Source organism: Pseudomonas sp. AC355, assembly GCF_979258205.1.
Map to the genome: position 1 here is coordinate 801,708 of NZ_OZ409843.1, position 21,962 is coordinate 823,669.

Sequence of the window (21,962 nt, forward strand, 5' to 3'; positions counted from 1 at the left end):
TAACTTACACTCAATTAGCCCGCGTTTTTAATATGCTATGGGAGCCTGGGTGTATGCGAATTGTGGACGCGTATGAATGATCTGATGAGTGGTGTCGCCAAATCGCTATTGTGGTCGATTTCTCTGGGGGGCAAATTTTTTCGCGTCGTCCCGGTTTGTACCATTGTTGCAGTTGTTGCGACAGTGCTCAGTCAGTTTTTTCTTTTGGTTGGCTTTCTTTTGCCGTTAAAAGTTGTTTTGTTACTTGGTTCTGAGCATGTGCCTCATTATTTTCCAGTTTTTTTGAAGGATGTTGGTCGGGACTGGCTCATAATATTTCTCAGCTTTGCTTCTGTTGTTTTTTATTCTTTGCATCTCGTTGCGGCAAGAACTGTCGACCATTTTTCATCTCTGGGGGCTAGAAGGCTGCTTGATAAAAGTAAAAAGATGACGATATTCGAAGGGCAGGAAGATATCGCCTCAAAAGGCTTCCAGCGGTATTCGCAAAGTTTGGCCAGCCTGTCTTTTTTAATAATCTGTCTGCTGGTGATGTTGCTTTTTTACCCGCGCGTTGCCTTGGTTATATTTTTTTATTTTGCGACCGCTGTCTTCGTCTTGAGTGTCGTTTTCTCCTTGGCGCCCAATATTCACAGTCGCTATGCTGATGGTTTAGGTATTATGCCTAAGGTGTTGGGTAGTGTTGGTTTCTTGTGTTCCTTTGCATTTATTGTATTTGATTATTTGTCTGGGGGGGCGCCAGGCTTATTGGTTGCAGTGGTTTCGTTGTTGCTGGCCAGACAGCTCTTTTCTCGAGCGTCCAGTCTTATAAAAGATCAATACGATCTCTATCGGCAAAAAGCACAGCTTTCTATTCTTTTCTTTCATGGCAGTTTTTTTCAAGGCGACGCAAGGAGTAAACATCAAGAAATATGGTCACTCGTTAACCCTGATGCAAGAGACCGTTGGCTGGCTGATGTTGTTGCGGAGATTCCTGGTTTTATCAAAAGCGAGTTTTCCGTTTCATGGGTGCAAATGGGCGTCCCAAATATTTTTTGCTATTTATTGGCTCAGAAGGACGAAGGCGGTCGGCAGCTATTGGTAAAGCTGTACAATACAAATCTAGCGTCTCTCGCAAAACATGAGGCAACATTGTTAGTTAGTCAAGATGGGTTACCCACGCTTCCGTTTTTACATGCAACTACAGTTGAAGGCCTGAGTTGCCACGTTTTCGATGCCAGCGGCTACCGTTGTTGTACCCCTCAAGAAACCACTAAGGCTCAAATGGCATTTAGAGCCATGCTTTCTGCCTGCAAACCTTCGGACTCTCTGGCGGCGATTTATATAAGATCTCGAGCTCGGTTCTGGCATCATCTTGATAGTGACTTACTAGACCGACTTGAAAACGTGTTGGCTGACAATTCAAGTACGGTATTGTACGAACGATTTCGTGCCAGACTTCATGAAATGCGAGACACGCTTGAGTGTCTGCCTCATTGTTTATTGGTGCAGGATGTGCGGCCTGGAATGCTCTGGACTGACCCTGATGGTAATCTAGCACTCGCAAACTGGACGCGTTGGGAGCTCGAGCCTGTCGGTGCCCGATGGTCTTTTGATACTCATACCAATCAGTTAATTGAGAAGTTGGGCACCGCTCGCTATCTTCAGAATAAAGGGGTCGATATTTCGCAATTACGCTTTTCGTCGTTGATCTATGATTTTGTGTCTTTTGTTAATCGGGCGCGCTACTTTGAGGCTTACGCACTCATCGACAAAATATTAGATGCATATGATGAGATTTGAGTTTTAAGTTGCTTGATTGGAACTCGATAGTGGAAGGGCATGGGCGGAGCTCCATAATAGGGATCACCACCTCTTTGGCTGTTGGCAGATTTTTTGTTAATAGATGGGATTAGCTTCAATGACTCGTGTTGCTATGTTGGTCTGGAACGAATTTCTCAACGACGCTCGTGTCCTTAAAGAAGCGCAGACCCTTCAGGGCGCAGGATATCTAGTAACGGTTTTTGCTTTGCACACGCCAGGTGTAACTGAAGAGCGGCAGGCGCTGTGTGAAGGAATACAGATCGTACGGGTTCCACGAAGCCCGCTTGTACGATGGAGAAGGCCTACGGCTGCTACTGCTTCCGGCGGGCCGATTGGGCGATTGGGGGTGGGCAGGCAGCTGCTACGTATTGCTGGTCGACTTTGGACCCATGGGGTTTTTCTTGGTCGGATAGCCCTGCACAGGGCAGCTATCGTGCACGCCCACGACGTCAACGTCCTGCCTACTGCATGGCTTGCCGCCAAGTTGTCTGGTGCAAGAATCATTTATGACGCTCACGAGATCAGCACAAGTCGCGAGGGTTATACGAGTTTCCGAAAATTGGTGGGCGTCGTTGAGCGCTTCTTGATGCCCAGGGTGCAAGGCACCATCACCACCACCGATGCTCGGGCCAAGTTCTTCGCGCGGGCCTATGGCGTGGCGCGCCCTGTTGTTCTGCAAAATCGGCCGCGCCATCAGGCAGCGCAGGTGTCTACTCGTATTCGTGACGAGCTTCAGCTTGAGCACCCCTGGCCTATCGTTGTGTACCAGGGAGGTGTTCAGCAGGGGCGAGGGCTCGAGCTTCTTGTTCGAGTCGCTGCCCAGGTGCCAAATACGTACTTCGTATTCATCGGAGGAGGGCGGCTCGATACGAGCTTGCGTTCCATTGCGTCTGAGCTCGGGCTTGAGGGTCAGGTTCGCTTTATCCCGACAGTAGCGCTGGCCGCGTTGCCAAGCTATACCGCATCTGCCGATATTGGCGTGCAGCCCATAGAGAACACTTGTTTGAACCACTACACTACGGATTCCAACAAGTTGTTCGAATACGTTCAGGCGGGATTACCGGTTGTAGCCTCCGACTTGCCGGAAATTCGACGTATTGTACGGGCATATGACTTGGGGCTACTGGTGCCACCTGGTGACAGCCAGGCTCTGGCGGTGGCGCTGCGACTCATGGTTGCTAATGTTGGTTTGCGTGAGCAGTATGCCCAGCAGGCTCGCAATGCTTCGGTAGAGTTGAGCTGGGAGCAGCAGGAACAGGTACTGGTCGATCTGTATCGACACGTTATGGACTGAATTTCTGTCATGGATAGACGATTCTGCCATGCCTGACATGCTCTCTGTACGATGGGGTAACATACGTATCCCATCGGGGGGTAGTCGCGGCACTCTTTGCTGAATACTTGCCGAAGTAATTTAGTGTTCTCTATATGCCCAAGCGAGTTTTGCTGCTGAGTTTCTTTTATCCGCCGGATCTTTCTGCTGGATCCTTTCGTGCCGTTGCGTTGGTGGAGGCATTCCAGCGTGAAGCCGATCACGATGTTCAGATTGATGTGCTGACGGCGCAGCCCAATCGTTATATCAGCCATGTTGTTGACGCTGTATCCAGAGAGGATGCGTCTGGTGTGTGCATCCGGCGTATAAGCTTGCCGGGCGTGCGCAAGGGGTTTGTGGGGCAGGCGGTATCGTTTTGGCGTTATGCCCGCAAGGTCTGCCGTTTGACTGCTGATCAGGATTACGATCTGGTCGTCGCAACCTCGTCGCGGCTGATGACTGCTGTGTTAGGGGCATGGGTAGCCTACCGTCGTAATGCTCGTCTTTATCTCGATATGCGGGATATTTTTGTCGAAAACCTGAACGTTCTGTTCCCCAGATTCGTGGCATTGCCTCTTCAGTTTTTTTTTGGCGCGCTGGAGCGCTGGGCTATTGGGCGAGCGGATCGGGTAAACCTGGTTTCCCGCGGTTTTCTTGGCTACTTCCAGCCGCGTTATCCCTCACGGCGGTTTTCCGTGTTGCCCAATGGTGTCGATGATTCTTTCATGGGCATTGAGCCAGTCGCGTCTGCGCCATCGTCTGGCCGGCCCATCAAGATCATGTATGCCGGTAACTTCGGTGATGGGCAAGGGATGCACCTGATACTGCCGGCAATGGCTCGGCGCCTGCGAGGGCGTGCCAGCTTTCTGCTGATTGGTGGTGGCGCACGGTTGCAGTTGTTGCGCGATGCATTGCAGGCCGAGGATGTAGACAATGTCGAGCTGCGGCCTCCGGTGGCGAGAGAGCAATTGCTGGATCTGTATCGTCAGGCCGATGTGCTGTTTCTGCACCTCAATGATTTTTCCGCTTTCCGACGTGTTCTACCATCCAAGCTTTATGAGTATGCAGCTACAGGCAAGCCAATTTTGGCAGGGGTTGCGGGCCATGCGGCGGAGTTCATGGAAAAGGAAATCAGGAACTTTGCGTTGTTCCCTCCCGGCGATGTTGGTGCGGCGGTTGCAGGCCTTGAGTCATTGGCGCTGACGTGGACTGATCGAAGTGCTTTCGTTAAGAACTATGCGCGTACGGGCATTATGGATGAAATGGTGCAGGAGATGCTGCAACTGATGGAGCCAGAATGAACCGCGTTTTGGTGACTGGGGCCAGTGGCCTGGTCGGTTCTGCCTTGGTACAGCGTCTAGCGGGTGAGCCTGGCGTGCAGGTTATCGCTGGTGTGCGCAAGGCGACTGGAGAGGTGCACGGGGTAGAGCAGCTGCTTATCGATGATCTTGCGGCTGGGCAGGTCGATGCGAGGCAGCTTTCAGGCATCGAGGTACTTGTCCATGCCGCTGCCCGTGTCCATGTGATGCGAGAGAGCGAGGCTGACCCGCTCGCGGCCTTCCGGCAGGTGAACGTCGAGGGAACAAGGGCATTGCTTGTCGCGGCGAGGCAGGCCGGCGTTCGGCGTTTTGTGCTTGTCAGCTCGATAAAGGTCAACGGTGAATGTACGCTTCCAGGAAGAGCATTTTGCGAGGCGGACGCTGCCAGCGCTCAGGATGCTTACGCACTGTCCAAATGGGAGGCGGAGCAACTGGTTCAGGCGTTTTGTGAAGCGCATGGTATGGAGTGGGTAATCGTACGCCCGCCCCTGGTTTATGGTGCCGGAGTGCGAGCCAACTTCAGTAGTTTCGTTCGCATGCTTGCTCTTGGCCTGCCACTGCCCTTGGGGGCTCTACATAACAGGCGTAGCCTGGTTTCATTGGTGAACTTGGTCGATTTTCTCACCTGCTGTGCATGCCATCCTCTGGCGGCCAATCAGCTGTTTCTCATTCGCGATGATGAGGAGCTTTCAGTTACCCAGCTAAGCCGGAAACTTGTTGGTTTACTGGGAGCGAGATCTATTCTGGTTCCGTTACCCTCGGTGCTCTTGCGTGTTGCCCTTTGTTCGCTAGGACGATCTGCCGTTGCAAGCCGTCTTTGTGGGGAGTTGCGTGTGGATAGCAGCAAGGCTCGCATCTTGTTGAACTGGAAGGCGCCACAACATGTCGACGAGGCGCTGAGTGTTGTCGCACAAGGTTTTCTTGAGGAAAAAAAACGATGATGGCCGCTTGGTTGCTAGGTGTTCTGCTGGTTTCCTGGTGGTTCAATTATGGTGCTGCGCTGCCGTTACGGGTCGAGATTTCCAAAGCGCCGATGATCTGCTGGGGTGGGGGCTGCCCGTATCAGTGAGTGAAGGGTTGCGTCATTGTTTCGCTGAGCATAGGGATATAGCGTGATTCGTTTTTTCGACATCCTTTTTTCGTTGTTGGGTATTGTGTGTGGGTTTCCAGTATTAGCGGCCATTTATATTATTGGCATGTTCGATACCGGCTCTCCATTGTTTCGCCAAGAGCGGGTTGGGCGCTATCAGAAGCCCTTTACCTTGGTGAAATTTCGCACCATGGCCGTGAATACTGCCTCGGTGGCCAGCCATTTAGCGTCGGCAACTTCCATTACATCACTGGGGGTATTTCTGCGCAAAACTAAGCTGGACGAGCTGCCGCAGTTATGGAATGTACTCAAGGGAGAGATGAGTCTGGTTGGCCCGCGGCCAGGACTTTTTAACCAGGATGAGTTGACATATGAACGCAGTATTCGTGGCGTGTTCGATGTGCGGCCTGGAATAACCGGCCTGGGCCAGGTCAGTGATATCGATATGTCGACGCCTGTGCTGCTGGCGGAAACTGATCAGAAAATGATCCAGAATCTGACGCTTTCCAGCTACTTCAAGTACATCTTGATGACGGTCAGCGGCGGCGGTCGTGGGGATCGAGTCAAGGGTTGAGGTGAACTCGAATTACATCTTCGTCTGATTTAGGGTGCGGTTGGTTGACTATTTATCTCGATAGCAGCGGCGCTGCCACGGCTCGCCGGCTGAATTGTAGTGTTACGCTTCAAAGCCTATGTTCATCATTGTATTCAGTGCTGCTGGATCAAGGAAGTGAGTCTGGTGGCATGACGGGCTGAATGGCTGCAACAGCAGTATGAATGGAGGCGTGTAAGTGAAACACTGCTGAACGGCAAGAAGTTCGAGGATAAACTCGGCCAGAATGACAAGAGTTCATACCAATAATACACCGTTCACTCGCAGAGCCTGGCAGAGGGCGATGTGTTTGGCGCGCTGGCAAAGAGGGTGCATAGTTCTCAGATCATGAGGGTGAGTACCAGTATATTTCAGGTAAAAATATATGAAGTTGGGAAAAACCAGGGGTTTGGCGTAATATTCGGATTTTCGACCAATTTTATGGATGGTCATTCGCAGTCGAAAGCCATATGCAACTATAATTTTCGAGTTGTGTAACCAGTCACATTGGGTTCTGGCTTTTCAAGGGATATGAGGTGTTGCGGTGCTGAGGCTAGCTGAAAAGTTTCGTGCGATTTTGGTGCGGTTACCGCGTCAGCAAAAACGGCTGGTTCAGGTTACGGCCGATGTATTGCTCGTATGGGCTGCATTATGGCTAGCTTTTGTTGTGCGCCTGGGCGACTTCAACAATATCCATCCGTTGCAAGGGCATTTCTGGTTGTTCGCGCTGGCTCCGATCATTTCGATTCCTCTTTTCATACGTTTTGGTATGTACCGCGCGGTGATGCGTTATCTCGGTAACGATGCCTTGATTGCTATCACCAAGGCCGTGACCCTGTCGACGCTGCTATTGGCGCTCGCGGTGTACTGGTATCGTGATGTGCCAGCTGTGGTGCCTCGTTCCATGGTGTTTAACTACTGGTGGTTGAGCATCATGCTGATCGGTGGTTTACGACTGGCGATGCGGCAGTATTTCATGGGCGACTGGTTCTCGGCCGAGCAACCTTACAAGTTCGTAGGGCGCGATGCCCATCTACCTCGTGTGGCCATTTACGGCGCCGGTTCGGCAGGTAACCAGCTGGCTGCAGCCCTGCGCATGGGGCGTGTCATGCGCCCCGTGGCGTTTATCGATGATGACCACAATATTGCCACCCGGGTGATCGCTGGTTTACGTGTGTACTCGCCCAAGCACATCCAGCAGATGATTAATGAGACAGGGGCTGGCGAGATCCTTCTGGCGCTGCCATCGGCGACCCGCACACGTCGACGTGAAGTGTTGGAGACGCTGGAGCAGTACCCGCTGCATGTGCGCACCGTCCCGGGTTTCATGGATTTGGCCAGTGGCCGAGTGAAGGTGGAAGACGTGCAGGAGGTGGATATAGCCGACTTGCTGGGCCGTGATGCGGTGCCGCCGCAACAAGCTTTGCTTGAACGCTGCATCCGTGGCCAGGTGGTGATGATCACCGGCGCGGGTGGTTCTATCGGATCGGAGTTGTGCCGGCAGATCGTTAGCGCCGGCCCGAAGGTATTGCTGTTGCTTGAGCACAGCGAATTCAACCTTTACAGCATTCATGCCGAACTGGAGCAACGTATACGGCGCGAGTCTCTAAGCGTGCGCCTGGTGCCTATCCTCGGCTCGGTGCGCAATCAGGAGCGCCTGTTCGAGCTGATGCGCACTTGGGCGGTGAGTACCGTTTACCACGCTGCGGCCTATAAGCATGTGCCGATGGTCGAGCGCAATATCGCCGAGGGGGTACTGAACAATGTGCTGGGCTCGCTGTATACGGCCCAGGCGTCGATGCGTGCCGGAGTAGAGCACTTTGTGCTGATCTCCACGGACAAGGCGGTGCGCCCCACTAATGTTATGGGGAGCACCAAGCGTTTGGCCGAGATGGTGCTTCAAGCGCTGAGTCATGAAACTGCTCCGGTACTGTTCGACGACAAGGACAGGCTGCACCAGGTCAACAAGACTCGTTTCACCATGGTGCGCTTCGGTAACGTGTTGGGCTCATCTGGCTCCGTAATCCCGCGTTTCTATGAGCAGATCCGCAAGGGCGGGCCGGTGACGGTGACCCATCCGAACATCACCCGCTACTTCATGACTATCCCGGAGGCTGCACAGCTGGTGATCCAGGCGGGTTCCATGGGTAAGGGCGGGGATGTGTTCGTGCTGGATATGGGGCCGCCGGTGAAGATTGCTGAGCTGGCCGAGAAGATGATCCACCTTAGTGGCCTCAGCGTGTGCTCGGAGAAAAATCCCCATGGCGATATCGCCATCGAGTTCACTGGTCTACGCCCTGGCGAGAAGCTCTATGAGGAGCTGCTCATAGGCGACAACGTGAGCCCCACCGATCACCCGATGATCATGCGTGCCAATGAAGAGCACCTGCCGTGGGAGGTCTTCAAGGTGGTCATAGCAGACTTGATCAAGGCTGTTGAGCAGGATGATTATGATCGTGTGCGCCAGTTGTTGCGCGACACCGTCTGCGGCTATACGCCGGAAGGCGAGATCGTTGATTGGATGCATCTGCGCCGCGCGGCGAAGAAGCCGTTGGAGTAGGGCGCTTCGGCCTTAGTTTCGGCATTGCCCTCACGATTCTGCGCGGGGGCGCGCCTCCTAAGATCATGGGTCTTATGTTATGGCGAGCACCCTCAGTTTTATTCGTTGCAACGAGAGAGCGCTATTTCAGCTGATTTGTGAATCTACCTACGGCGCCGACGACCTGTCGTGCACCTTCCTGGATCTCGATGATCACTGAGCCTGCTTCATTGGCCAGCATCAATCCCTGTTCCGCTTTTCCTCGGCTGTTAGCCATGCCGTGAATGGCTGCGTCGGTTAAGCTCTGGTTTTGCTGAACCACGGTTACGATTTCCTCGGTCGCTGTGCTGGTGCGACCTGCCAACTGGCGAACCTCGTCGGCCACCACCGCGAAACCGCGACCTTGCTCACCTGCTCGGGCTGCTTCGATGGCAGCGTTTAGCGCCAGCAAGTTGGTCTGCTGGGCGATGCCGCCGATGGTTTGGACTATCGAGCTGATCAACAGCGATTGTTTGCCCAGCGCCTCAATTCCAGCTGAGGCGGACTGCAGTTCATCGGAGATACTTCGCATGGTTTGTACTGTGTTCTGTACAACCTCAGCACCACGTCGTGCGCTGACATCGGTCTGCTGTGAAATATCAAAGGCGATGGTTGCCGCGTGACTGACCTCCTCTTCGCGGGCCAGTTGCTCAGTGATCACCGTGGCGAACTTTACGACTTTATATAGCTGGCCTTGTGCGTTATGCACGGGGTTGTAGGTTGCCTCGAGCCACACCACTCGACCATTGCTGTCCAATCGTTTGAAGCGATCCGCGACGAAGTCACCCCGATTAAGGGTGGCCCAGAATTCTTTGTACTGCTCTGAGGTTTTCTCGGCGGAATCGCAGAAGATGCTGTGATGCTTACCCTTTATCTGCGCAAGGCTGTAGCCCATGGCGTTTAGGAACTGATCGTTTGCTGTCAAAACCTGGCCGCTAAGGTCAAATTCAATGACTGCTGAGGAGCGCAGCAGTGCTTTTATGAACGCAGCATTCTCCGCTGACACGTCGACAGTCTCGGTGATGTTCGAACCAAAAGCATGGATGCTTTGCAGTTGACCGTTCTCATCAACAATGGGCTGCCAAAGGCCCCTGAACCAGGCCAAGCTGCCGTCTGCGCGCTGAAAACGGTACGTATCAATGACGGAATCGTGATTGTTCACGCTGTCCAGCAATTTACGGTAGCAGTCCATTTGCCTGACATAAGGTGGGATGAACGTATCTATGGGCTTACCCAGTACCTGATCGGCTTGACAACCGAGCATGTTCAGAAATGCGTCGTTAACCTCTACAACGCGATACTGGCTATCAAGCACTGACCGTACTAGACATGTCTCTATGCCCTTAATCAGTTGGCGACACACTGAAACTTCAGCTTGCAGCGCCTGTAATTCCTTTTTCAAGCGAGTATTGAACATGACCGTACCAATCCATGAGAGGGTAATAACGTGCTATCGGCAATATTAGCTGATACCTGAAAAATATCTTTAAGAGCCTCAAAACATGATTCATGTTTGTGTCGCGTCTTAAAAATTAAAAAGAGCCATTCGGCGCGCTAGCACTTGCAGCCATCCATAAGCTTTGTACGTATTCGCACCTGCATCGTTACCTGTGGTGGCTTTGAGGCTTAAACAATGAGGCGTTTCAGTTGGATTGCGGCATGACTCATTCTGCGCAAGTCTCCAGGCGGTATATCGGTGATGCGCGATGTGAGTACCGTTAACGCAGATAGGTTGGGCTTCAAGCGCCACTTGGTACGCCCGACTGTTTGGTAGGCCTTCCTGACTCTAATTGTGTGAGTCAGGAAGGCAGCCACTGATGCGACAGCAATTGGACGTTATCTTTTGTTCGAGCCGCCTATCTAGGGGCGGTCGTAAAGGTGCAAGCGTCTAGCTGTCTCTTTCTCTGTTACCCACCAGGCTATCGACGGTCGGTACTCGGGTGTCCGGCTCCATTTGCGCGTCATGCTCCAACTGGTGGCTGAATCGTTCCAATGAGCCGTTTTCTGGTTGGGCGTCGCTGGCGAATACCGGCGGGCTGAGCAGGTAGGCACCCAGCAGGCGGGAGAGGGCGGCGAGGCTGTCGATATGGGTACGTTCGTAGCCGTGGGTAGCGTCGCAGCCGAAGGCGATCAGCGCGGTGCGGATGTCGTGGCCCGCAGTGACCGCCGATTGAGCATCACTGTGGTAGTAGCGGAACAGGTCGCGGCGTACCGGAATCTCGTTCTCGCTCGCCAGCCGCAGCAGTTGCCTAGACAGGTGATAGTCGTAAGGGCCGCCGGAGTCGTGCATGGCCACGCTGACGGTGTGTTCGGTAGAACGTTGGCCGGCAGCCACTGGGGCGATGTCGATGCCGACGAATTCGCTGACGTCCCATGGCAGGGCTGCAGCAGCACCGGAGCCGACTTCTTCGGTGATGGTGAACAGTGGGTGGCAGTCGATGTGTGGTTCTTGGCCGCTTTCCACCACCGCCTTGAGCGCGGCGAGCAGCGCCGCGACGCCAGCCTTGTCGTCCAGGTGACGAGCGCTGATGTGGCCGCTCTCGGTGAACTCGGGCAGCGGATCGAAGGCTACAAAATCGCCGACGGATACGCCCAGGCTTTCGCAGTCGGCACGGCTGGCGACCAAGGCGTCGAGGCGCAGTTCGACGTGATCCCAGGAGATCGGCATCTGATCCACTTCGGTGTTGAAGGCATGCCCGGAGGCCAGCAGGGGCAGCACGCTGCCGCGCAGCACACCGTGGTCGCTGAACACACTGACACGGCTGCCTTCGGCGAAGCGGCTCGACCAGCAGCCAATGGCAGTCAGGCACAGGCGGCCGTTGTCTTTGATTTCGCGCACCATGGCGCCGATGGTGTCTAGGTGCACGGACACCGCACGATCGGGGCTGTAGCGGCGGCCCTTGAGTGTTCCGCGGATGGTGCCGCGTCGGGTCATTTCGAAAGGAATACCGATTTCCGTCAGGCGCTCGGCGACATAGCGCACGATGGTGTCGGTGAAGCCGGTTGGGCTGGGAATGGCGAGCATTTCCAGCAGTACTTTCTGCATGTACTCGAGGTCTGGTTCAGGAATTTGCGACATGGGATCTCCATCTATGACGGGGATGGGCCGCCGAGCGGCGTCAGTCTTGGGTGAATGCTTTGACGCCTGTCGACGGACGGTAAAATCAGGTCTGTGTTACATGCTGACCTGCGATGGCGGTGAGGGTTTCAAAGAGCTTTGGAGTTATCGGCGCCTTTGTTCGCGCCGAGGGCGACGCTCCTACATGGTGTGAATTGCACCCCGTTGTAGGAGCCGCGCCCCCGCGGCGAATCGTTTGGGCAATGCCGACATTGCGGTATGGCCGCTGTCTTTCGCGCCGAGGGCGACGCTCCTACATGGTGTGAATTGCACCCCGTTGTAGGAGCCGCGCCCCCGCGGCGAATCGTTTGGGCAATGCCGACATTGCGGTATGGCCGCTGTCTTTCGCGCCGCGGGCGACGCTCCTACATGTTGTGAATTGCACCCCGTTGTAGGAGCCGCGCCCCCGCGGCGAATCGTTTGGGCCATGCCGACATTGCGGTATGGCCGCTGTCGTTCGCGCCGGGGCGACGCTCCTACGCGATGCGCCGCAACTGGCGGATACCTCCGGTAGCTCGCGTCATGCTCAATCGCCTACGCCATGGCTGAGCGGGAATAGCAGGTCAATAAAGCGCTCTGCGGTGGGCTGCGGTTCGTGATTGGCAAGACCGGCGCGTTCGTTGGCTTCGATGAACACGTGCTCGGGCTGATCCGCTGCCGGCACCAGCAGGTCGAGGCCCACTACCGGGATATCCAGCGCACGAGCGGCCTTGATAGCGGCTTCGGCGAGCGTGGGATGGAGGATGCCGGTGACGTCCTCGAGAATCCCACCGGTGTGCAGGTTGGCGGTCTTGCGTACGGCCATACGCTTGCCCTGGGGCAGCACGCTGTCGTAGTCGAAGCCGGCCGCATGCAGGGTTCGCAGGGTTTCAGCATCCTTGGGAATGCGGCTTTCGCCACCTGTTGCAGCCTGGCGGCGACGGCTTTGCGCGTCGATCAATTCGCCGATGGTATGGCGGCCGTCGCCCATTACTTCTGCCGGGCGGCGGATCGCGGCGGCGACCACTTCGAAACCAATCACCACGATGCGCAGGTCGAAACCCTCGTGATAGCTCTCCAGCAACACGCGTTCGTCGAAGGGGCGGGCGCGCTCGATGGCGGCTTGCACATCGGCTGGCGTGCGCAGGTCGACGGCCACGCCCTGGCCTTGTTCGCCGTCTACCGGCTTGACCACGAGGCTGCCGTGTTCGGCGAGAAATGCCGCATTGTCTTCAGCGCTACCTGCCAGGCGCTGTGCAGGCAGGCTGAGGCCGGCGCGGCTGAGGGTGCGGTGGGTGAGGCGCTTGTCCTGGCACAGGGTCATGGTCACGGCGCTGGTCAGATCAGTCAGCGATTCGCGGCAGCGGATGCGCCGGCCACCCTGGCTGAGGGTGAACAGACCGGCTTCGGCGTCATCGATCTGGGCGTCGATACCGCGCCGGCGCGCCTCGTCGACGATGATGCGCGCGTAAGGATTGAGATTGTCGTCCGGGCCGGGGCCGAGGAACAGCGTCTGGTTGATGCCGTTCTTGCGTTTGACGCTGAAGGTCTGCAGCTCGCGGAAGCCCAGCTTGGCATACAGCTTCTTGGCCTGGCCGTTGTCGTGCAGCACGGACAGGTCGAGGTGGCTCAGGCCGCGGCTCATGTAGTGTTCGATCAGGTGGCGCACCAGCACCTCACCAACGCCGGGGCGGCTGCAGGTGGGGTCGACCGCCAGGCACCACAGGCTGCTGCCGAGTTCCGGGTCGTGGTAGGCCTTCTGGTGATTGAGGCCCATCACGCTGCCAATCACTGCGCCGCTGTCTTCATCTTCTGCCAGCCAGTAGACCGGGCCACCCTGGTGACGCGGAGTCAGTTTTTCTGTATCGATGGGCAGCATGCCGCGGGTCTGGTACAGGCAGTTGATCGCCTGCCAGTCGGCTGGCGTCTGCGCGCGACGTACTCGGAAGCCACGAAAGCCGCGTCGGGCTTGACGGTAGTCGCTGAACCAAAGGCGCAGGGTGTCCGACGGGTCGAGAAACAGTTGCTGTGGCGCGTAGGACAGCACCTGTTGTGGCGCTGCTACGTAGAGGGCAATGTCACGCTCACCGGGCTGCTCGCTGAGCAACTCTTCGGCCAGCACCGATGCATCGGGGAAGGTGTGCCCGATCAGCAGTCGACCCCACCCGCAATGCACGATCTGTGGCTGGCTGATGCCATCGCCATGTTCTTCGGCGAAGCGGGCCTGCAGGCGCTCGTAGGAGGGGGATTGACCTCGAAGGAGGCGTTGATTATGGGCAGTGGCTCGCATTGGAGAGTGTTCCTTTGCTTTCGCATGTCCGGCATGCGCCGGCTATCGGTTGACCTGTCCACGGATCCGCATCGAGGCGGATTCGGTCATTCCTGTTGGGTTGCGGGGGAGCCACTGGCTCCCCCGTCGTCGATCACAGTCCCTGTTCGCTCAGCCACAGGTTGAGTGCTGCCATCTGCCATAGCTTCGAGCCGCGCAGTGGCGTCAGTTGGCCTTGCGGGTCGGTCAGCAGGCGGTCGAGCATCTGCGGGTTGAAGATGCCGCGGTCATGCGCCGGGTCGACTAGCAGATCGCGAACCCAACCGAGCGTCGCGCCCTCCAGGTGCTTGAGGCCCGGCACCGGGAAGTACCCCTTCTTGCGGTCGATGACCTCGGAAGGGATGACCTTGCGCGCAGCTTCCTTGAGTACGTACTTGCCACCTTCGGGTAGTTTGAACTGACCCGGGATGCGCGCGGACAATTCGGCCAGGCGGTAATCCAGGAACGGCGTACGGGCTTCGAGGCCCCAGGCCATGGTCATGTTGTCGACGCGTTTGACCGGATCGTCGACCAGCATCACTGTGCTGTCCAGGCGCAGGGCCTTGTCCACGGCTGCGTCGGCACCCGGCTGAGCGAAGTGCTGGCGGACGAACTCACCGGCCACGTCATCGGTCAGCCAGGCGGGTTGCACGCAGGCTGCGTATTCGTCGTGCTCGCGGTCGAAGAAGGCTTTGCGATAGGCGCTGAAAGCGTCTTCGGCGCCGTCGACCAATGGATACCAGTGGTAGCCGGCGAACAGCTCATCCGCACCCTGGCCGCTTTGCACCACCTTGCAATGTTTGGCTACTTCGCGCGAGAGCAGGTAGAAGGCGATGCAGTCGTGGCTGACCATCGGCTCGCTCATGGCGCGGAAGGCGGCTGGCAACTGGTCGAGAATTTCGTTCTCACCGATGCGCAACTGGTGATGCTGGGTGCCGAAGCGTTTGGCGATCAGATCCGAGTACTGGAACTCGTCGCCACGCTCGCCACCGGCATCCTGGAAACCGATGGAAAAGGTCAGCAGGTTGTCAACACCAGCCTCGCGCAGCAAGCCGACCAGCATGCTGGAATCGACGCCGCCGGAAAGCAGTACGCCGACATCGACCGCTGCACGCTGGCGAATCGATACGGCTTCACGCATGCCGTCGAGGGTGGCATCGCGCCAGTCTTCAAAGGTGAAGTTGGCTTCGTCCGCGTTCGGGCCAAAGTTCAGTGTCCACCAGACTTTTTGCTCGACCTTTCCGTTAATGTCGACGCGCATCCAGGTCGCTGGCGGCAGCTTCTCGACACCCGCAAGAATGGTGCGTGGAGCCGGTACCACAGCGTGGAAATTCAGGTAGTGGTTGAGCGCGATGGGGTCGAGGGTCTTACCGATATCGCCTCCTTTCAGCAGTGCTGGCAGGCTTGAAGCGAAGCGCAGGCGATCTTTGGTCTTGGAGAGGTACAGCGGTTTCACGCCCAAGCGATCCCGGGCGATGAACAGCTGTTGGCTGTCGCGTTCCCAGATGGCGAAGGCGAACATGCCGTTAAGTTTGGGCAGCAGGTCGGCGCCCCAGGCGTGGTAGCCCTTGAGCAGCACTTCGGTATCGCCACCCGAGAAGAAGCGATAACCGAGCTGTTCCAGCTCGCCGCGCAATTCCGGGTAGTTGTAGATGGCACCATTGAAGACCATCGACAGGCCGAGATCGTTGTCGATCATCGGCTGGCCCGAGGCCTCGGCGAGATCCATGATCTTCAGCCTGCGGTGGCCGAAGGCAACCGGGCCGCGGCTGTGGAAGCCGTGTGCATCCGGGCCACGGGGGGCGAGGTGGTGAGTGATACGTTCAACGGCGGCCAGGTCGGCCGGTTGGTTATCGAAGCGTAGTTCGCCTGCTATTCCGCACATAGTCTATAAAGCCCGCGTATTTCCTGGGCTCTGTTCCTCCTTAACGTCAGTCCGTACCAGTTGTGTACCGGTTCTGAGTTCCAGCACGCTCCAGAGCGCACCGGAGATGATCGAGCATCAATGGAACCGATGCGCGCCATCGGCAGCACAGCAGTCCCGAGCTTTTTCGAGTCACCTCGGCGCAGGAATGTTCAATAAAATGACGGGGTGGGTGGCGTACGGCTTGCGAAACCTCCCTTGCAGCCAGCGCTGGCGGCAGTGCCGCAAACGGAGTGTGGCCACAATCGTTCGCGCCGAGGTCGACGCTCCTACAGGATGTGCTGCTGTCACTGTGTAGGAGCCGCGCCCCCGTGGCGAATCGTATAGGCGTCACCATAATTGCGGCATACGCCGCTAGAGCCAGATTGCATCCCAATGCGGATAGTCGCCTATTTGAGTTACTAATCCAGCGCGCAATGGATTCGCCACGATGTAGCGAGCGATGTGAAGTACATCGTCCTCTTTACGCACGGCGTGATCGTGAAAATCCTTTTGCCAGATTGGCTCACCGATACGTCTCGCCGACAGCGACTTCACTCTCCCGACCAGCTGCGACAAGGTTCCTTGCTGTAACTGAAAGAGCCAATGCAGGTGATCAGGCATCACCACATAACATAGCGTCGTGTGTGTACCCGCCAGAGCGTCTTGCTTGATTATGTTGATCAGCGTTCTTGCCTGGTGAAACTCAGCGAAGACAGGTTTTCTATCCAGGGTCACCGTGGTTATTAGGTAAACTTGGTCATGGGCTGAGTACCTTCCCAAGCGCAGCCGATGGGCAAATCGGTAATTGGCGTTCACATTAATCCCTCCTTGGATCTACGTGTTTCGCTAGTGTAGTTCGCGACCGGCGCATTCGTTTTTGGCAAACAACAGGGATCTGCAGTGCGGCCGCGATCATTCGCGCCGAGGGCGACGCTCCTACGGATGCGGTATTGCAATCACCATTGTAGGAGCCGCGACCCCGCGGCGAATCATAAGGGCAGCGCCTGAATTGCGGTAAGGCCTCGATCATTCGCGCCGGGGGCGACGCTCCTACGGATGCGGCATTGCGATCACCATTGTAGGAGCCGCGGCCCCGCGGCGAATCGCGAGGGCAGCGCCTGACTTGCGGTAAGGCCGCAACTTATTGGCGCGCCGCGCCAATCGGTAGATATCAGCCCTTGCGGATCAACTGCCGAAGCATGAAGCGGTTGGGGTGGCAGGCTTCGGCTACATCTTGTGGGACTGGCAGCGGTTCGTCATTCAGCCAGGCGGCGATCAACTCACCGGATAAGGGCGCTGTGATCAGCCCGCGCGAGCCGTGGCCACTATTAATGTACAAACCCTCATGCCACGGGCAGGGGGTTTGCGGCACCTGGCGAGCATCGCGCGCCAATACGGCGTAAGCCTCGGCAAAGGCACTTGCATCTGCCAGCGGTCCGACGATAGGCAGATAATCCGGGCTGGTGCAGCGAAAGGCCGCGCGACCTTGCAGCGTATCCGGCTCGAGCGTGTCGACCTGCAGGCGTTCGGCCAGGTCGCTGGATATCTCTCTGAGCAGATCCAGATTGCTGGCGTGTTCGGCGCTACTCGGCGTCAGGTCATCGCTATCGAAGTTGAAGCTGGCCCCCAGGGTGTGCTCGCCATGGCGAACCGGCGCCACATAACCTTCCGCACATACGACCGCGCGCAGCATGGTGCTTGCAGGCGAGGCAGGCAGCCGGCTGATCTGCCCGCGGATGCGCTTGAGCGGCAGTTGTGCGGTTTGCTCGAAGTGGGTGATATCCGCTGCGCCACAGAGCACGACCACCGCTGCACTGGCGATCATTTGTTCACCGCTCCATGCTTGCCATTCTCCGTCCACGCGTTTGAGCTGCAAGGCGTGTTTAAAGACATGCAGGCTCACGTTTGGATGATCGATCAGGTGTTGGCAGAGGGCTGGCGGGTGCACCCAACCGGCGTCGGGATAGAACAACCCGCCGCTTGCCAGCCCGATGCCAGCCTGGCGTTCGGCCTCGTCACGATCCACCTGGGTCAGCAATGTATCGGGAAAGGCCGCAGCGAGCTTGGCCTGACGCTGCGCTTCACGGTCGTCGAAGGCCAGTTGCAGCACGCCGCAATTGTCCCAGTCCTGCCCTTTGTGCAGGCTCTCAAGCAGGCGGCGTGTGTAACCGAAGCCATCGACGATCAATCGCGACAACGCTGTGCCGTGAGCGGAAAGCTTGAGGTACAGCACGCCCTGCGGGTTCCCCGAGGCTTCCTGGGCGATGGCTGCGTGGCGTTCCAGCACCTCCACCTGCCAGCCGCGTGCGGCAAGGCTGGCTGCGCTGGCGCAACCAGCGAGCCCCGCGCCGATCACCAGAGCACGGCGCTCGACAGGACGATACGCAGGGCGCGCGAACCAGGGCTTGCTCAAGGTGCTGGCTGCACCGCCGAAGGTGCCGCGCATGACTTCCCATTTCTTGCCAAGGCCCGGTACGCGCTTGATCTGAAAGCCAGCTTCTTTAAGCGCTCGGCGAACGTAACCGGTAGAGGTGAAGGTGCCAAGCGTGGTTTTCGGCGTGCTTAGCCGGGCCAGTTGGGCAAATAGCTCGGGCGTCCACATCTCGGGGTTCTTGGCGGGAGCGAAGCCATCGAGAAACCAGGCGTCGATACGCGCACTAAGCTGCGGCAGCATGCTCAAGGCGTCACCGATCATCAGTGTCAGCACCACGCGGCCAGCGTCGAAAACCAGGCGCTGGAAGCCTGCGTTGACACCGACATAGCTCGCCAGCAATTGCTCGCTATAGCTTTGTAATGACGGCCACAAGGCAAGTGCGCGCTTCAGGTCGGTATGGGTGAGAGGGTGCTTTTCAACGCTGACGAAATGCAACCGTGCACCGGCAGCGGCCTGCTGATCGAACAGCTCCCAGACGCATAGAAAGTTCATGCCGGTGCCGAACCCGGTTTCGCCGATCACCAACTGCTCGCCGGGTTGCAGTGCAGCGAAGCGTTGCGGCAGATCATTGTTGGTAAGGAACACATAGCGCGTCTCTTCCAGGCCGTTCTCCCGGGAGAAATAGACATCGGCGTATTGGCGCGACGAGGGTTGGCCCTGTTCGTCCCAGTCGAGTTGTGCGTGTTGATCGGCCATCGTGGCGTTCCTGGAGCAGGCAGGGCGGCGATTCTAGCAGGGGCGATGTGCAGAGCGAGCGCGTATAAGGCTGGCGTATCGCGTAGGAGCGCCGACCTCGGCGCGAATGATGGTGGCCATAACGCGATTTTGGCGTTGCTCATACGATTCGCCGCGGGGTCGCGGCTCCTACAATGCGATAGTGGCCATTGCGAAGACCCGTGTCGTGCCCCCGATTCGCGCGCAAGCGAGGCCGACTACAATCCCAAGCCTGGACATAGAATCTCCTACACCCTCCGCCTGGATCGAGCCTCGCGATGCTGAAGGCAATCCACCTGTGCATCGTGGCTTGCGCTGAAATGCCAACGGCCCCTAGTCTGGGGCATACATTTCAGGAAGAGGTGCTTATGTTCGAATCCGCCGAGATCGACCACATCATCGACAAGGCTACCTTCGACGCCGAAGAGCAAGTGCTGCGCGAGGCACTGCTCGAGGCGCAATACGCGTTGCGCGAGCAGGGGCGCTCGGCGGTGGTCATCCTGATCAACGGCATCGAGGGGGCAGGCAAGGGCGAGACGGTGAAGCTGCTCAACGAATGGATGGATCCGCGCCTTATCCAGGTCAGCACCTTCGATCAGCAAACCGACGAAGAGCTAGCCCGGCCAGCCGCCTGGCGTTATTGGCGGCAGCTGCCACCCAAAGGGCGTATCGGGATCTTCTTCGGCAACTGGTACAGCCAGATGCTACAAGGTCGCGTGCACGGCGATTTGAAGAAGGACGACCTCAACGGCGCCATCGACGGCGCGCTGGGTCTGGAGCAGATGCTGTGCAACGAAGACACGCTGATCTTCAAGTTCTGGTTTCATCTCTCCAAGAAACAGATGCTGGGGCGTCTCAAGAGCCTGCAGGACGATCCACTGCACAGCTGGCGCTTGAGCCCGCTGGATTGGCAGCAGTCGAAGACCTACGACAAGTTCGTGCGTGTCGGCGAAGATCTGTTGCGACGCACTAGCCGCGATTACTCGCCTTGGTACATCGTCGCCGGAGCGGACGCCAATTACCGCAGCCTGACTGTTGGGCGCGTTCTTCTCGAGGGTTTGCAGGCCGCACTGCGTGATACCAGCGAGCGCGCTCCGCTGCCCCATGCCACGCCACTGATGACCCGCACTGACCAGCGCAGCCTGCTCGACAGCCTGGACATGAGTGTGAGCCTCGCCAAGGCTGACTACCGTGAGCAACTGACTCGCGAGCAGGCGCGTCTGTCGCTATTGATGCGCGATAAACGCATGCGCCGGCACGCGCTGGTGGCGGTGTTCGAGGGTAACGATGCCGCCGGCAAGGGTGGTGCGATACGTCGGGTCGCTGCGGCGCTGGATCCCCGGCAGTACCGCATCGTGCCGGTGGCAGCGCCGACCGAGGAGGAGCGCGCCCAGCCTTATCTATGGCGCTTCTGGCGGCATATTCCGGCGCGTGGCAAGTTCACCGTATTCGACCGTTCCTGGTACGGCCGCGTGCTGGTGGAGCGGGTCGAGGGTTTCTGCGAGCCGGCGGACTGGCTGCGGGCTTACGGCGAGATCAACGATTTCGAGGAGCAGCTCAGCAATGCAGGTGTGGTGCTGGTGAAGTTCTGGCTGGCCATCGATGAGAACACCCAGCTGGAGCGCTTTCGCGAGCGCGAGGCCAATCCGGTCAAGCGCTTCAAGATCACCGAAGAGGATTGGCGCAACCGCGAAAAGTGGCCGCAGTACCGCGAAGCGGTAGGCGACATGGTTGATCGCACCAGTACCCGCCTGGCGCCTTGGACACTGGTCGAAGCCAATGACAAGCAGTTCGCCCGGGTAAAAGTGCTGCGTACCATCAACGATGCGCTGGAGGCGGCGTTCGAAAAGAGCGAGCGCTAATACTGCCGATATCAGTGGCCGTAGCCTGGTGTTGAGCGAAGCGATACCCAGGGTTAATAGCCAATGGGTTATGGCCTGAAACTGCCCGTGCTGTTGCGACTCTCGATGATCGCCAAGGCCTGCAGCATGCGGTCGATGTAGCGGGGGATATTTCGTTCGGCTTCATCGCGGGAGAAGTAGGGGCCTTCGAGGGTGCCCTCGCGCGTCGTGAAGAAGAAGCGGCCATTGATGGTGCTGACCCGGTCACTGCGAAAGTGAGTGGTCTGAACCGTATCCTCTGCGCGCTGGGTAGTCATATTAGTCGCCGCCCGTGAACGTACCTCCAGTGCAGTGTATCAGCGGATGGGAAATCTGCTGGCGACGCCATTATGGCTAGCTGCAGCCCAACAAACGTAGGAGCGTCGCCCTCGGCGCGAAGGATTGCGGCCTTGCTGCGATTTCGGCATTGCCCTGGCGATTCGCCGAGGGGCGCGCGGCTCCTACGGAGGTGATCGTGTAGGTGCGTCGTCCCGGCGCGAACAAGGGCACTCTGTGTTCAGCGCCGATTCGGCAAGGTCTTCTGCTTGAGGATATACAGGCTCACCAGCACAGCGCTGGTTAGCATGAACGCGCGCGCCCATACCAGTGGAACCAGCCAGCAAGAAACGCCTATGCTCAGCCACATCAGGCCGATGGCATAAATCTTGGCTTTGCGAGGAATGCCTTCACCCTCCAGATAGTCGCGAATCCACGGGCCGAGGTGAGGATGTTCGACCAGCCACAGATAGAAGCGTCGCGAGCTGCGCATAAAGCAGGCGGCGGCCAGCAGCAGGAAGGGAGTGGTGGGCAGCACCGGCAGGAAGATGCCGAGCACGCCCAGCGCTACGCTCAGCCAGCCGAGGGTCAGCAGGCTGTAGCGCAGCAGAGGGTTGCGTGTTTCGTAGGGTTCGCGCGCCATGTTGATGGCGTCG

The 21,962-nt window shown here is 57.5% G+C and carries 16 protein-coding genes and 1 pseudogene; 8 read left to right on the plus strand and 9 right to left on the minus strand.

Annotation, left to right across the window (positions count from 1 at the left end):
• Nucleotides 1-72 precede the first annotated feature (72 nt).
• From ACZ0AI_RS03860 to ACZ0AI_RS03890, 7 genes are all read left to right on the plus strand, one after another.
• The gene (locus tag ACZ0AI_RS03860) at nt 73-1,779 is read left to right on the plus strand and encodes a hypothetical protein (RefSeq protein ID WP_463564640.1); all 1,707 of its coding nucleotides are present in this window, start codon (nt 73-75) and stop codon (nt 1,777-1,779) included.
• A 118-nt stretch (nt 1,780-1,897) separates the two neighbouring features.
• Nucleotides 1,898-3,094 carry a glycosyltransferase family 4 protein gene (locus tag ACZ0AI_RS03865; protein ID WP_463564641.1) on the plus strand — a complete coding sequence of 399 codons (1,197 nt, stop codon included), beginning with the start codon at nt 1,898-1,900 and terminating at the stop codon, nt 3,092-3,094.
• A gap of 134 nt (nt 3,095-3,228) precedes the next feature.
• On the plus strand, nt 3,229-4,413 hold the full coding sequence (locus tag ACZ0AI_RS03870; protein ID WP_463564642.1) for a glycosyltransferase family 4 protein: 1,185 nt from the start codon (nt 3,229-3,231) through the stop codon (nt 4,411-4,413).
• Entirely contained in the window at nt 4,410-5,372 is a 963-nt protein-coding gene (locus tag ACZ0AI_RS03875; RefSeq protein ID WP_463564643.1) for an NAD-dependent epimerase/dehydratase family protein, read from the plus strand. The genes ACZ0AI_RS03870 and ACZ0AI_RS03875 overlap by 4 nt, the downstream gene beginning before the upstream one ends.
• On the plus strand, nt 5,369-5,500 hold the full coding sequence (locus ACZ0AI_RS03880; protein ID WP_463564644.1) for a hypothetical protein: 132 nt from the start codon (nt 5,369-5,371) through the stop codon (nt 5,498-5,500). The genes ACZ0AI_RS03875 and ACZ0AI_RS03880 overlap by 4 nt, the downstream gene beginning before the upstream one ends.
• Nucleotides 5,501-5,543: 43 nt before the next feature.
• Nucleotides 5,544-6,095 (plus strand): sugar transferase, encoded by a 552-nt coding sequence (locus tag ACZ0AI_RS03885; RefSeq protein ID WP_463564645.1) that lies wholly within the window; start codon nt 5,544-5,546, stop codon nt 6,093-6,095.
• Between the two features lie 592 nt (nt 6,096-6,687).
• Nucleotides 6,688-8,673, plus strand: a complete 1,986-nt coding sequence (locus tag ACZ0AI_RS03890; protein ID WP_463566047.1) for a polysaccharide biosynthesis protein — start codon at nt 6,688-6,690, stop codon at nt 8,671-8,673.
• 121 nt (nt 8,674-8,794) lie between these two features.
• Here the strand turns inward: ACZ0AI_RS03890 and ACZ0AI_RS03895 are convergent, their stop codons facing one another.
• The 7 genes and pseudogenes from ACZ0AI_RS03895 to mnmC all read right to left on the minus strand — a co-directional run bounded on the left by ACZ0AI_RS03895 (nt 8,795) and on the right by mnmC (nt 19,132).
• A complete protein-coding gene (locus tag ACZ0AI_RS03895; RefSeq protein WP_463566048.1) occupies nt 8,795-9,352 on the minus strand; it encodes a methyl-accepting chemotaxis protein in 558 nt (185 codons plus the stop codon).
• Nucleotides 9,332-10,108, minus strand: a pseudogene (locus tag ACZ0AI_RS03900) (PAS domain-containing protein); the annotation flags it as partial. The pseudogene ACZ0AI_RS03900 and the gene ACZ0AI_RS03895, both read right to left, overlap by 21 nt.
• A gap of 471 nt (nt 10,109-10,579) precedes the next feature.
• Nucleotides 10,580-11,770 carry an osmoprotectant NAGGN system M42 family peptidase gene (locus ACZ0AI_RS03905; protein ID WP_070882972.1) on the minus strand — a complete coding sequence of 397 codons (1,191 nt, stop codon included), beginning with the start codon at nt 11,768-11,770 and terminating at the stop codon, nt 10,580-10,582.
• Nucleotides 11,771-12,335: 565 nt separating this feature from the next.
• Entirely contained in the window at nt 12,336-14,078 is a 1,743-nt protein-coding gene (ngg, locus tag ACZ0AI_RS03910) for an N-acetylglutaminylglutamine synthetase (RefSeq protein WP_463564646.1), read from the minus strand.
• A 133-nt stretch (nt 14,079-14,211) separates the two neighbouring features.
• Nucleotides 14,212-15,981 carry an N-acetylglutaminylglutamine amidotransferase gene (locus ACZ0AI_RS03915; protein ID WP_463564647.1) on the minus strand — a complete coding sequence of 590 codons (1,770 nt, stop codon included), beginning with the start codon at nt 15,979-15,981 and terminating at the stop codon, nt 14,212-14,214.
• A gap of 393 nt (nt 15,982-16,374) precedes the next feature.
• Entirely contained in the window at nt 16,375-16,818 is a 444-nt protein-coding gene (locus tag ACZ0AI_RS03920) for an REP-associated tyrosine transposase (protein ID WP_463564648.1), read from the minus strand.
• A gap of 355 nt (nt 16,819-17,173) precedes the next feature.
• On the minus strand, nt 17,174-19,132 hold the full coding sequence (gene mnmC / locus ACZ0AI_RS03925; protein WP_463564649.1) for a bifunctional tRNA (5-methylaminomethyl-2-thiouridine)(34)-methyltransferase MnmC2/FAD-dependent 5-carboxymethylaminomethyl-2-thiouridine(34) oxidoreductase MnmC1: 1,959 nt from the start codon (nt 19,130-19,132) through the stop codon (nt 17,174-17,176).
• Nucleotides 19,133-19,518: 386 nt separating this feature from the next.
• Between mnmC and pap the strand changes: the two genes are divergently transcribed.
• Nucleotides 19,519-21,012 (plus strand): polyphosphate:AMP phosphotransferase, encoded by a 1,494-nt coding sequence (gene pap, locus ACZ0AI_RS03930; RefSeq protein WP_463564650.1) that lies wholly within the window; start codon nt 19,519-19,521, stop codon nt 21,010-21,012.
• Between the two features lie 68 nt (nt 21,013-21,080).
• On the opposite strand, the gene ACZ0AI_RS03935 is transcribed toward pap, so the two are convergent.
• Complete coding sequence (locus ACZ0AI_RS03935) at nt 21,081-21,308, minus strand: DUF6316 family protein (protein ID WP_463564651.1); 228 nt, start codon at nt 21,306-21,308, stop codon at nt 21,081-21,083.
• 239 nt (nt 21,309-21,547) lie between these two features.
• Nucleotides 21,548-21,949, minus strand: coding sequence for a YbaN family protein (locus ACZ0AI_RS03940; RefSeq protein ID WP_463564652.1), 402 nt, complete (start codon nt 21,947-21,949; stop codon nt 21,548-21,550).
• Nucleotides 21,950-21,962 lie beyond the last annotated feature (13 nt).